Genomic DNA, 13,007 nt, shown 5'->3' with positions numbered 1-13,007 from the left:
CACTGATGGGCAGTGACACGAATCAAGTTACCGAGCAAGCCCAAGGCGCACAAGCCGGCGGATTCTGGCGTACCCGTAGGCAATGGCGCAAGGTTTTGTAGCTTTCAGGAAGTAAGCTTAAAGGCGCTTAAACAAGCACCCTATGGCGGTGTTTAATGAAAGGGCACGCACTGCGTTTTCGATGCTAAATCCTCGAAGGGCCAGAAAGACGAGAAAAGGGGACAGATTTATTTTTTTGTACGTGACAGCATGGAAAATAAATCTGTCCCCTTTTTTTTCTATAACGCAATGAATTACAAGGTAATTTGTAGGTTATTACTTTCTGCTCACCCGCCGTTTGGCTAGATGTCTACTTCAGCGCCAAGGCCAGGCCGGGGTCCATCGCGCACTATAATTGAGTGTAGGGGGACCGTCGGAGGTGGCGTTATGCGTATCTTCAAGCAGTTCTTGCTCTTGGTCGCGGGGCTTCTGGCAAGCAGCCTCTCCCTGGAGGCAATCAGTAGTGGCGGCCTCGGTCAAAATCCTCACCCGGCCGTTCTGGTCAGTGGGCCGCTACAGCAATGCGGGCAATTCCACGATTTCCACAGGGGCCCGGTTCATATGGAAAACCGGCATTTCGTGCCAATGGGCAACCAGCATTTCGTGCCAATGGGCAACCAGCATTTCGTGCCAATGGGCAACCAACATTTCGTGCCAATGGGCAACCAGCATTTCGTACCGATGGACAACCGGCATTTCGTGCCAATGGACAACCGGCATTTCGTACCAATGGATAACCGGCACTTCATACCGATCCACCGGATGAACAGCTTCTAGGTGATCAGGGGGCCCGGGTTCAGCGATCAGCCCTTCGGTTCCAGGGACGTTCACTTTGTGCGCCAGTTCGATCCGCGGACGGGGCAGTTTCTGATTCGCAAGAAAAGGGGACAGATTTATTTTTTTTGTACGTAACGGCATGGAAAATAAATCTGTCCCCTTTTTTTCGATGCGCTGCGGGTTCACGCCTTGTAACGGCATTTCACGGGTTTACGATCAATTCAAACTTGTAATTTGCATGCGTTGAAGAAAATCCGCATAGGAGGGAAGTGGGCAGCGAGGAAGAGGGGTTGAGGACAGAAATGCTTGAGTGTGCTCATCTCCGAACATGGCCATTAACGTACGTAAACCGCATAGCTCGCTGTCTATCTCTGCGGGTTCGAATATGGAGTTTGGAAGGCTTTTGAAATCGGGGCTTCGGCGAAGCTCCTGCACCTTCCTCCGAATCTGCCTGAATAGATCAGAGTTTTGGTGGCGTGATTGATACACATGGCGCAACTCATGTGCCAACACCCAAGTGAACAATTCATCGGTGTAGTCAATGGCCTGACGAGAGAGCCAGACCAGGTGAGTGCAAGCTGGGTCGCGCATCACCTTCAGCAGATATTCAGGGACTCTTTCCTTCGGGCGATCGGGAGTCCAAGAGAAAGCTATGTTTTTGAATTCATCCAGAACGTCAGAATTCATGGTGTAGTTATCTGCATCAAGGACGAGGTGAGAAGGTTGGTATTCAGCACCAAGACGATCGACTATGAGACTAATAAGCCCGGTGCGTGAGAAGAAACTACAGACCGGATTGTTTATTGTTTCCAATTGCACCTCTAGCGGCCGACCCCTCTGCAGGTGGAGGGCTGATGGCTTTGCGATGCCTTCCATAGAAAACCAAAAGGTGTGGATGCGCCAGCACCAATTGACCTAGCGTTTTTAACCCTTGTCGAACTTGGTCAGGAGAAAATCCAATCGCGGTGTCTAGTCCTGAAATAGGTTTACACCTGTTTTACCCTAACGCCCGATCCTCCTGAAGCGCCAACCGCTTCCGATACCGTCGATCTTGACCAGCTCCCCGAAGCCAGTCATCGCGCTGTCAGCAAACGACTACGCAATCCGAATCACGCCGATCCCATCTGCCACGTTTTCACCATCCTTCCCAACGTCGACACTGAAACTTTGCTTTGTCACGCTTGCGAAACGCTCGCGTGGCTACACTCTGACTAGGCGGCGCAACCTGTGACGATGTGCCTCCCCCTGTTTTAAGTTAGAAATAAAAACAAAAAACCAAAGAGAATAAATTATGAAAGAGCAACTCGATCCAAGCCATATTATGCAAACTGCAACCGCATTTTGGGCATCCAAGGTTTTGCTCACGGCGGTGGAACTCGATTTATTTTCCGTGCTTGGAAACGAAAAAATGACGTCGCCCGAACTGGGCAAGGTTCTCGGGCTGCACCCGCGCGGGACTTATGATTTTTTCGATGCGTTGGTTGCATTGAAGTTTCTCGAACGAGAGGGAGATGGCCCAGAAGGGAAATACAAAAATACGCCGGAAACAGCCGCTTTCTTGAACAAGAAAAGTCCCACCTATATCGGTGGTTTGCCTGAGATGCTGAATTCACGCTTGTTCGGATTCTGGAATAATCTCGGCACAGCCTTAAAAACTGGGCAACCGCAGAATGAAGTAAAGAAAGGAGGCCAATCAATATTCGAGGTGCTTTATGCTAATCAGGATCAGCTGAACGAGTTCCTCGATGCAATGACCGGCTTTCAAGCAGCCAATTTTTCCGAATTGGCTAAGAAGTTTGAATTCTCCAAATACAACACTGTAAGCGACATCGGCGGTGCACTGGCTTTATTGTCCAGAATTGTGGGCGAACGTCATCAACATCTGAAGTTCAACAGCTTTGATCTACCGCCAGTAGCACCGCTTGCACAGAAACATATCAATGCGGCTGGGATGCAAGGACAAATCAAGACGGTCGCCGGAGATTTCTTCAAAGAGGGTTTCCCCAAGGCGGATGTCATCACGATGGGTAATATCCTGCATGACTGGAACCTCGAGAATAAAAAGATGCTAATCAAGAAAGCATACGAAGCACTTCCCGAAGGGGGCGCCTTCATTGCAATAGAAAATCTAATTGATGATGCCAGACGGGAAAACGCGTTTGGTTTGTTAATGTCTCTCAACATGCTGATTGAGTTTGGCGATGCCTTCGACTACACCGGGGCGGATTTCCGCAACTGGTGCAGCGAGGCCGGGTTTAAACGTTTTGAATTTATCCATCTTGCCGGCCCAACGAGTGCTGCTATCGCCTACAAGTAATGTTGGTGGCAGCTCATTAGGACACTACCTCAAAGAAAAGAAGAACAGGGGACAGATTTATTTTTGTACGTGGCTGCATGTATTAATAAATCTGTCCCCTTTTTTCTTTTTTTTCCGTTTTTCGTCCCCTTTTTTCCGAAGCGCCAACCGCTTCCGATACCGTCGATCTTGACCAGCTCTCCGAAGCCAGCCATCGCGCTGTCAGCAAACGCCTACGCAATCCGAATCACGCCGATCCCATCTGAGACGTTTTCACCATCCTGCCCAACGTCGACACTGAAACCTTGCTTTGTCACGCCTGCGAAACGCTAGCGTCGCTAAACGTCCTTACTACCGATCTGGCTTGTCAGCTCGAAGGTTCGCCGCGCAGTCTGGCATTGTCGATTCAGCAGTTGGCGGTAGTTGGGGAGCTGTTGGTGAATCGGGCACTGGATAATGTCGACCCACCCAGCAGTGTATGAAGGTACGGTCGGCAACCGTGATTAGGCGGTGATAAAGAGAAGGACGCCCCTGGGAGGCTAATGCCCGTAGCAGCTGGCGAAGCCTGCGTCCGGCTGCGCAGCAGTCGTAATGTCAGACAATGCAGTGCGTCAGATTCACCGCGCCCTCAGGGTTTTCGACTGCTGCGCAGCCGGACGCAGGCTTCGACAGCTGCTACAGGGTATGTGTTGCTGCTGAATTTTCTTAACTGATCGGCATTACCCTGAGAGCCGTCCTTTTTATTTGGGACACCACCGTACCTGAACAAACGCTGTCACTGACCAAAATTTCATAATGGGCGGCAGGACCATGGACTAGGATGAAAGTACAACGTCAAGCCACTGCGCCCTCCCATAAGGAATCTGAAAAGTGATCTCAAACGTACTCAAAGTCGCCCTGATCGCCGGTGCTTTGCTGTTGAGCGCCTGTTCGGGGGCGAGCACCCATGACTGCTATGCCGAAGACTGCCAGTCGTCTGAAGGCTTTACTCCGGGCCACAGCAACAACCCCGACAAAATGAGTTTCCATGGCAGTGCGCTTGGGAATAGCTTTAGCCAATACAGTTCAGGTTTGCTGCATGACGACTGATCTGCCACCAACCAGCTGAAAACATAACGGAAAAGGGTGTTCCTTCAGGAACGCCCTTTTTGCTGTACACGTTGCGTTAGCCTTCAGCAGAAAAGGGGACACCCATTAGCCTTGCCTTGAGCCTGGCTATTGGGTGTCCCCTTTTTTCGATGCGTCAACATCCAACCCAGCCGCCGTCCCGGCAGATTGTCCCTGTAAGCCCAGGTGCTGACACAGGGTCAGTGTTGTTTTCATCAAAATAACAACGTCAGCACATCAAACAACGCCCGATCCGCCACCGCCGCCGACCGGGCACGCCGTTTGATCTCCGTCAGCAAGCAGTCCTTAAAGCATTGCGCCGCCGTGCCAAGCACTGCGTTGTGGCGCCCGAAATTTCACTTGCATATGGTTGTATAGACATGATTGTATATCTGTAGCTGTAACGGCAAACCATAATCAGGCTGAAAGGCCCTTTCAAGAGGACTTCTGGTGAGCAACCCATCCCGTTTCCGTGATATCGAAATCCGCGCTGCCCGCGGTAACAAGCTGACCGCCAAGAGCTGGCTGACCGAAGCGCCGCTGCGCATGTTGATGAACAACCTCGACCCGGAAGTCGCCGAGAACCCTAAAGAACTGGTGGTTTACGGTGGCATCGGTCGTGCGGCGCGTAACTGGGAGTGCTACGACAAGATCGTCGAAAGCCTGACCAACCTGAATGACGACGAGACCCTGCTGGTGCAATCCGGCAAGCCGGTCGGCGTGTTCAAGACCCACAGCAACGCCCCGCGCGTGCTGATCGCCAACTCCAACCTGGTGCCGCACTGGGCGAGCTGGGAACACTTCAACGAACTCGACGCCAAAGGCCTGGCCATGTACGGCCAGATGACCGCCGGCAGCTGGATCTACATCGGCAGCCAGGGCATCGTCCAGGGTACCTACGAAACTTTCGTCGAAGCCGGTCGCCAACACTACAACGATGACCTGAAGGGTCGTTGGGTCCTGACCGCCGGCCTGGGCGGCATGGGCGGCGCGCAACCACTGGCCGCGACCCTGGCCGGCGCGTGCTCGCTGAACATCGAATGCCAGCAGGTCAGCATCGATTTCCGCCTGAAAAGCCGTTATGTCGATGAGCAAGCCAAAGACCTCGACGACGCGCTGGCGCGCATCGCCAAATACACCGCCGAAGGCAAAGCGATCTCCATCGCCCTGCTGGGCAACGCGGCAGAAATCCTGCCGGAACTGGTTCGTCGCGGCGTGCGCCCGGACATGGTCACCGACCAGACCAGCGCCCACGACCCGCTCAACGGTTACCTGCCGGCCGGCTGGACCTGGGACCAGTACCGCGCGCGCGCCAAGACTGAACCCGCCGCCGTAATCAAAGCCGCCAAGCAATCGATGGCCGTGCACGTTAAAGCGATGTTGGACTTCCAGAAAATGGGCGTGCCGACGTTTGACTACGGCAACAACATCCGTCAGATGGCCCAGGAAGAAGGCGTGGAAAACGCATTCGACTTCCCAGGCTTCGTCCCGGCGTACATCCGTCCGCTGTTCTGCCGTGGCATCGGCCCGTTCCGTTGGGCAGCACTGTCGGGCAACGCTGAAGACATCTACAAAACCGACGCCAAGGTCAAGGAACTGATCCCGGACGACGCCCACCTGCACAACTGGCTGGACATGGCGCGCGAGCGCATCAGCTTCCAGGGTCTGCCGGCGCGTATCTGCTGGGTGGGACTGGGCCTGCGCGCCAAGCTGGGTCTGGCGTTCAACGAAATGGTGCGCAGCGGCGAGCTGTCGGCACCGATCGTGATCGGTCGCGACCACCTGGACTCCGGTTCGGTGGCCAGCCCGAACCGCGAAACCGAATCGATGCAGGACGGTTCCGACGCCGTGTCCGACTGGCCACTGCTCAACGCCCTGCTCAACACCGCGAGCGGCGCGACCTGGGTTTCCCTGCACCACGGCGGCGGCGTCGGCATGGGCTTCTCCCAGCATTCGGGCATGGTGATTGTCTGCGACGGGACTGACGAAGCGGCCGAGCGTATTGCTCGCGTGCTGCACAACGACCCGGCGACTGGCGTTATGCGTCACGCCGATGCGGGTTACCAGATCGCGATCGATTGCGCCAAAGAGCAGGGCCTGAACCTGCCGATGATTACCTCTGCTAAAGGAGCATGAAATGACTGCGCTAAACTTGATTCCCGGCCAACTGAGCCTTGCCCAACTGCGTGATGTTTATCAGCTACCGGTCAAAATCAGCCTCGATCACAGCGCCTCGGCCCAGATCGACGCCAGTGTTGCCTGCGTGGAACAGATCCTCGCCGAAAATCGCACCGCCTACGGTATCAACACCGGTTTTGGCCTGCTGGCCTCCACGCGCATCGCCAGCGAAGACCTGGAAAACCTCCAGCGCTCGCTGGTGCTGTCCCACGCCGCCGGTGTCGGCGAGCCGATCAGCGATGCGCTGGTGCGGTTGATCATGGTGCTCAAGGTCAACAGCCTGAGCCGTGGTTTTTCCGGTATTCGCCGCGTAGTGATCGACGCACTGATCGCGCTGATCAACGCTGAGGTTTACCCGCACATTCCATTGAAAGGTTCAGTCGGTGCCTCCGGCGACCTGGCACCATTGGCGCACATGTCGCTGGTGCTGCTGGGCGAAGGCAAGGCGCGCTACAAGGGCGAATGGATGGAAGCGACCGAGGCGCTGAAAGTCGCCGGTCTGAAGCCACTGACGCTGGCCGCGAAAGAAGGCCTGGCGCTGCTCAACGGTACTCAGGTGTCCACCGCTTACGCGTTGCGCGGTCTGTTCGAAGGTGAAGACCTGTTCGCCGGTGCCGTGGCGCTGGGTGCCCTGACCGTTGAAGCGGTGCTGGGCTCGCGCTCGCCGTTCGATGCCCGCATTCACGCTGCTCGCGGCCAGAAAGGCCAGATCGATGCGGCGGCCGCTTACCGCGATTTGCTGGGCGAGCGCAGTGAAGTGTCCGACTCGCACCAGAACTGCGAAAAGGTTCAGGACCCGTACTCCCTGCGCTGCCAGCCGCAAGTCATGGGCGCCTGCCTGACCCAGTTCCGCCAGGCCGCCGAAGTGCTCGCCATCGAAGCCAACGCCGTTTCGGACAACCCGTTGGTGTTCGCCGCTGAAGGCGACGTGATTTCCGGCGGTAACTTCCACGCCGAACCGGTGGCCATGGCGGCCGACAACATGGCCTTGGCCATCGCTGAAATCGGTTCCCTGAGCGAGCGCCGCATCTCGCTGATGATGGACAAGCATATGTCGCAGCTGCCGCCGTTCCTGGTGGCCAATGGCGGCGTGAACTCCGGTTTCATGATCGCCCAGGTCACCGCGGCGGCACTGGCCAGCGAGAACAAGGCGTTGTCCCATCCGCATTCGGTGGACAGCCTGCCGACCTCCGCGAACCAGGAAGACCATGTGTCGATGGCCCCGGCGGCAGGCAAGCGTCTGTGGGAAATGGCCGAAAACACCCGTGGCGTGCTCGCGGTGGAATGGCTGGCGGCGTGCCAGGGTCTGGATCTGCGTGAAGGTCTGAAAACCTCGGCCAAGCTGGAACAGGCGCGCGGCATTCTGCGGGCTGAAGTGCCGTTCTATGAGAAGGACCGCTTCTTCGCCCCGGACATCAATGCGGCGAGCGAGTTGTTGGCCACCCGCTGCCTGAATGCGCTGGTGACGACTAAATTGCTGCCTAGCCTGTAATCGGGGAGGGGGCCTTTTGCCCCTATCGCGCGCGAGCCCGCTTCTGTAAGGAGCGGGCTTGCGCGCAATTTCGGTTTCAGCCCGTGAAAATAACTAAAGACGCTTCATGCATCAGCAAGTAATAGGCTCGAAGCGCAATGCTCAGCCTAATGAGGAATAACCTCAAACGCCTCGTTCTCGCATCCTCCTCGGTCGCCTTCGGTGTGATCGCCGACTCTATCGATCACCATCTAAAATAAGACATCGGCTGCCAGCAGTACCGTTAGCAGTCAGGTGAATTACCCTCGAATACTCTCAAGCGCCGTTGGCTTTCCAACGTTCATCCGCTCGCGTCCTGCTAGTCAATTCGGCCACCATAGGGTGCCAGCCACTTCTGGTGGCAAATGTGTTGTCAATACTGGGCGATCTCTGGCTGCTACAATCCGCGGCTATGGCGATTCTGGAGGTTAGCCTCCTTGTTGCCTGGTACTTGATTGAGTCGCGTCAGCGTAGAACCGTCGAGCGCACTCTGGCCGAGCGTTTCAACCGATAATCATAAGCGTCTATTGAGCGCCCACACGGATGTAGGTCTACATTCTACGGGGACATTTGTTCTAGATATCGACCATCTGCAAAAGGGAGCGACGGTTCAATGGGGAAGCATGTATCAACAAAAGACTAACCACGGAATGTGGCAGTTCACACCGATACTGCTGATGTGCGCACTCTTCCTGCTGGCTCCGAGCACCGATGCTGCACTGGAGACGCACGAGACGATGACGATCATGGTCGAGGATGCGGCCGCCCCATGGTCGGAGCATGACGGCACAGGTTACGCCAACGACGTAGTGGTCGCCGCCTTCAAGGAAATGGCGGTCGATGTGCAACTCAAAGTCGTGCCCTACGCCCGTTGCAAGTACATGGTGCTCAACGGCACAAGCGTGGCCTGCTTCAATATGAGTTGGCTGCCCGAGTTCGAGGGCAAGATCAAACTGGCCTCGCAACCGATCTACACGGTCAATAATGATATTTTCGAACCGATCAAAGCCCCCTTGCCGAAGTCGCCGAAAGGCACATGCACCTTGCCGCCCGGCACTGTAGTGGGCACGGTCAGAGGCTACGAATATTCGCCCCAGGCTACAGCGCTACAGTCTGCCGGGGTGGTATTCGAGAACGCCGACTCTGATGTGCAGAACCTTAGGAAACTCGCTGCTCGGCACTTATCTGCCGCCTTGATAGTGACCAATGATCTGCAAGCAAAAAAACAGAAGGCCAAACTGTCCGGTACCGAAGATGCCGTTCAATTTGCCTTCAATTGCGGGGTGGCAACCGCGACCATAGGCTTTAGCCTGAGTCACCCGGACGGATTGCGGGCACTGAAGATGTATGACGAAGGCTATCGACGCATAAAGGCTAACGGCGTGCTCAAGCAAATTCATACGCACTGGTTTCCCTCGCAGCCTGTAGACGCTCTATGAGTTCTTAAGCGAAATCGATAGATAAACAGGCTGCCGGGGCGGGTGCAGCAGTGATCAGGGCGGGCGGTTGTTGCGCTTTATTAATAAGGTAAACACCCGTGATGGTAAGTTGATAGTTTGTATGGGCGTAAAAACTGACTGTCGGTTTTGTGTGAATCTGGCCCGCGACCTGAAGGCACGCCATCATGGATAACGTGGTATGACAGGCGCCGGCTTTGCTTGCGATGGGGGAGTTCACTTCGGTCCGAGAATTTTCACCAACGTGTCCGGCGAAGGCGCGCCTTGCTGCTGTTGCAACTCGCCCTTGTCGTCCATGTAGAAAATCGCCGGAGTGGCGGACAACTCCAGCTCCTCCATCAACTGCATGTTCGCCGCGAGCTTCGCCTGAATCGCCGGCGGCACGTCTTTCAAAGCCTTGAGCGAACTCTCTTTGCCGGATTTCTCGTGGTTTTCCAGCGCTTTGCTCGGATCCTTTGCCGCCAGCAATGCAGCGGATTTACCCGGGCTGTCTTCGCGGATGATGCCGACCATGATGTGGCGCAGTTGCACCTTGCCGGCCTTCACCCATGGTCGCGCCTGCTCCCAGAACATGTTGCAGTAGGGGCAGTTCGGATCGCTGAACAGGTAGACGACGCGTGGCGCATCTTTGTTGCCGTCCGCGATCCAGTTACTGGCTTCCATCTTGCCCCAGACTTCTTTTGCCATCGGTGCATAAACCAGCTTTTGCAACGGCGCGCTGCTCAGGTCATTGCCCTCGGCGTCATACAAATTGCCCAGCAGCACGTGCTTGCCATCTGGCGTCAGGTACAGTGCCATGCCGCGATTCTGGTACTGCGCCGCATAACCACGTAGACCGTCTGGTGCATCAAACTGGCCGACGATTTTTGCGCCTTTGGCTTCAATCTTCTTGATCGCCTCGGGCAATTCTTCGGCCTGCACCGACGGCAGGTGCAGCAGGGCAGTGCCCAGCGTCAGGGTCAGCAGGTGGCGGAGGCGGGGCATGGCAGTTTCCTTGAAGGCGTGGCCGTGGTGGCCGAATTGGGAGAATCAAAATTTTCCAGGGCACGGGCCAGGCTGGCTTCCGACAGTTCCCCCAGATGGCTGCCCAGCAGGCGCCCGTCGGGGCTATAGAACAGGGTAGTCGGCAACGCCATCGAACCGACGGCCTGACCCAATCGACCGCCGCCGTCGAACAGTACGTTGGACAGGCTCAGGCCCTGGGTTTCCAGAAAGGTGCTGACACTTTGCATGCTTTCAGCCTGATTGACGAACAGGAAGGTCAGGTCCGGGCGATGTTGCTGGGCGTTTTCCAGCACCGGCATTTCCCGGCGACAGGGGGGGCACCAGGTGGCCCACAGGTTGATAACTAACGGACCACCCTTATAGTCGGCCAGCAGGACAGTTTGACCGGCGGCATTGCGCAGGGTGATTTCCGGCAGGCGCGTGCCTTGTTCGTAAATCGTCAGAGAGAAGGTTGCCAGTAGCCAGAATGCCAGGCCACTGACCACGCCAAAGCCCAAGGGGCGGCGTAAGCCAGGGCGACGCCAGCCTCGATACACTGTGGCGAGTAGCAGTGCAATTACACCGGGCCAGGCAAGGAAGCCTCCATCGCGCAGGTCGATGATTTGCCACGGATCATTGCGATAGTGCGCCCAGTAAACCACCACGAAACTGACCCGGGCTGCCAGCAAGCCGATTATGAACAGGCTGAACAGCACTGACTCCGGATTCTCGCCACCGCGCTTGGCCACCCGCCAGCCGACAAAAGTCGCCAGCGCCAGGGCGCTGATCAGCAGCAGGTGATTGAGCGCAATGGCAAAAGTGCCGAGGGTAAAAGTCAGCATTAACGGGCGTCTCGGGTAGTGGTCCAGCGTTGCAGGAACGTGTCGGCATCGACTTCGCCGGTGATGCGCTGACTACGACGTTCTTCGCCGTCGGCACCGATCCATAGCAGACTCGGTGGCCCCGGCACTTTGTATCGACCGAGCAGCTCGCGGCTGGCGGCATTGTCAGCGGTGACGTCCAGCCGTAGCAAGCGCACATTGCTGAGGGCGTCTAGCACTTGGGGTTTGGCGAACACCTGTTTTTCCATGACCTTGCACGACACGCACCAGTCGGCATAGTAATCCAGCAATACCCACTGGCCTTGTGTCTGCGCTTCGTCCAGTTCCCGCTGCAGTGCGCTCGGGTCCTTGATCGTGGTGAATGCGTCATGAGCCGTGGGGATAGCAGCATTGCTCGAATTTGAAGTGCGGTAGACCTGTAACGGCTTGAACACATCATCACTGCCGCCCGCCGCACCAATGACCAGCAGGCTGCCCCACAAACCCATCAACAACGAACCGGCACCGAATACATGAGTGGACCGGCCGAAACCGGCGGACTGGCGCCAGGCGGCGTAAGCAGCAATCAGCAACAATGCACCGCACAAACCGACCCATAGTGATTCATCCAGCACCGGGCGCAACATCAATAGCGCAGTCGCCAGGAACAGGAAACCGAACACGCCTTTGAGCAGGTTCATCCAGGCGCCAGGTTTGGGCAGAAAGCGATTGCCGACGGTCACCAGCAACAGCAGCGGCACACCGATGCCGATACCCATGGCGAACAGAATCAACCCGCCGTGCAGCGCGTTACCGCTTTGCGCGATGTAGAGCAGGGCGCCGGCCAGCGGGGCGGTCATGCACGGGCCAACCAGCAGACCGGACAAGGCGCCCAATACGCCAGCGCCGATGAGGCTGCCGCCGCGCTGATTGCGCGAAACATTTTCCAGTCGGTCACGCACGGCAACCGGCAATTGCAGTTCGAAGAACCCGAACATCGGCAATGCCAGCAGCACAAAAATCACAGCGAAACTGCCCAGCAGCCAAGGGTTTTGTAGCAGCGCCTGAAGGTTTGCGCCGAGCAACGCGGCCAACACGCCCATCGCCGAATACACCAGTGCCATGCTGACCACATAACTGCTGGCCAGGGCAAAACCGCGTTTGGGCGTGGCGCCACTGCCGACGACCAATCCCGCGAGAATCGGCAGCATCGGCAGCGAACAGGGGGCGAAGGCCAGCAGCAGACCCAGGCCGAAAAACACCAGCAGACTCCAGCCAAGCGTCCGTTGTTCGAGGTCGCTGGCCAATGCTTGATCCGGCGCTTCGTTTGTCGCAGAAGTGGCAGCGTTGCCGCCCAGATTCACGATTTGAGTTTGTGGTGGATAACACAGACCGGCATCGGCACAGCCCTGGAAACCTACCTTGATCTGGCCATTGGCCTCGGCGGGAATCTTCAGTTCCAGGCCTTGACGATAAACCTGCTGTTCGCCAAAGAATTCATCACTGTGGGATTCACCCTGGGGCAACTCTGGTTTGTGCTCCGTCGGCAAGCCATCGAATTTCAGGCGTTGTTGGTACAGGTAGTAGCCATCGGCGATTTGCCAATAGAGCTGGGTTTCGCCGGACTCAAGGCGTTCAGAGGTAAAGATGAATGCTTTGCCAACGGGGAGAAAGTCGGGTTTGGTTTCAAACGGATTGTTGCCGGACTGTGCTTGAGCCAGTCCGGCAAACAATCCAAACACAAGCAGGAAAAAAAAACGCATCGGCAACGCCTTGGTATTTACAGATGCCAATTACGATGATGGTCATCGATTAACCGGGTGTTAACACAGGGTGTC

At 56.4% G+C, this 13,007-nt stretch carries 10 protein-coding genes and 1 pseudogene; 7 read left to right on the top strand and 4 right to left on the bottom strand.

Features of this window, described 5'->3' with window-relative positions:
• Positions 1-426: 426 nt before the first annotated feature.
• Positions 427-816: a hypothetical protein gene (locus AC1MDT_RS13465; protein WP_480422480.1), complete on the top strand. Its 390-nt coding sequence runs from the start codon at positions 427-429 to the stop codon at positions 814-816.
• A gap of 216 nt (positions 817-1,032) precedes the next feature.
• On the opposite strand, the gene AC1MDT_RS13460 is transcribed toward AC1MDT_RS13465, so the two are convergent.
• Complete coding sequence (locus AC1MDT_RS13460) at positions 1,033-1,629, bottom strand: hypothetical protein (RefSeq protein WP_480422479.1); 597 nt, start codon at positions 1,627-1,629, stop codon at positions 1,033-1,035.
• Between the two features lie 478 nt (positions 1,630-2,107).
• Between AC1MDT_RS13460 and AC1MDT_RS13455 the strand changes: the two genes are divergently transcribed.
• The 6 genes and pseudogenes from AC1MDT_RS13455 to AC1MDT_RS13430 all read left to right on the top strand — a co-directional run bounded on the left by AC1MDT_RS13455 (position 2,108) and on the right by AC1MDT_RS13430 (position 9,346).
• Positions 2,108-3,133, top strand: coding sequence for a methyltransferase (locus AC1MDT_RS13455; protein WP_480422478.1), 1,026 nt, complete (start codon positions 2,108-2,110; stop codon positions 3,131-3,133).
• Between the two features lie 89 nt (positions 3,134-3,222).
• Positions 3,223-3,594, top strand: a pseudogene (locus AC1MDT_RS13450) (DUF6124 family protein).
• Positions 3,595-3,982: 388 nt separating this feature from the next.
• Positions 3,983-4,201, top strand: a complete 219-nt coding sequence (locus tag AC1MDT_RS13445) for a hypothetical protein (protein ID WP_480422477.1) — start codon at positions 3,983-3,985, stop codon at positions 4,199-4,201.
• A gap of 468 nt (positions 4,202-4,669) precedes the next feature.
• Complete coding sequence (hutU, locus tag AC1MDT_RS13440) at positions 4,670-6,355, top strand: urocanate hydratase (protein ID WP_480422476.1); 1,686 nt, start codon at positions 4,670-4,672, stop codon at positions 6,353-6,355.
• 1 nt (position 6,356) lies between these two features.
• Positions 6,357-7,889, top strand: coding sequence for a histidine ammonia-lyase (gene hutH, locus AC1MDT_RS13435; RefSeq protein WP_480422474.1), 1,533 nt, complete (start codon positions 6,357-6,359; stop codon positions 7,887-7,889).
• Between the two features lie 641 nt (positions 7,890-8,530).
• On the top strand, positions 8,531-9,346 hold the full coding sequence (locus AC1MDT_RS13430) for a substrate-binding periplasmic protein (RefSeq protein ID WP_480422472.1): 816 nt from the start codon (positions 8,531-8,533) through the stop codon (positions 9,344-9,346).
• 234 nt (positions 9,347-9,580) lie between these two features.
• Here AC1MDT_RS13430 and dsbG read toward each other — a convergent pair whose 3' ends face one another.
• From dsbG to dsbD, 3 genes are read right to left on the bottom strand one after another with little or no spacing between them, the layout of a single operon-like run.
• On the bottom strand, positions 9,581-10,348 hold the full coding sequence (dsbG, locus tag AC1MDT_RS13425) for a thiol:disulfide interchange protein DsbG (protein WP_480422471.1): 768 nt from the start codon (positions 10,346-10,348) through the stop codon (positions 9,581-9,583).
• A complete protein-coding gene (locus tag AC1MDT_RS13420) occupies positions 10,324-11,190 on the bottom strand; it encodes a TlpA family protein disulfide reductase (protein ID WP_480422470.1) in 867 nt (288 codons plus the stop codon). Before AC1MDT_RS13420 ends, dsbG begins: the two co-directional genes overlap by 25 nt.
• The gene (gene dsbD, locus AC1MDT_RS13415; RefSeq protein ID WP_480422469.1) at positions 11,190-12,932 is read right to left on the bottom strand and encodes a protein-disulfide reductase DsbD; all 1,743 of its coding nucleotides are present in this window, start codon (positions 12,930-12,932) and stop codon (positions 11,190-11,192) included. Before dsbD ends, AC1MDT_RS13420 begins: the two co-directional genes overlap by 1 nt.
• Positions 12,933-13,007: the final 75 nt, after the last annotated feature.

It is taken from the genome of Pseudomonas sp. ASL7 (assembly GCF_056680375.1).
This window is presented reverse-complemented; position numbering and strand designations above follow the sequence as displayed.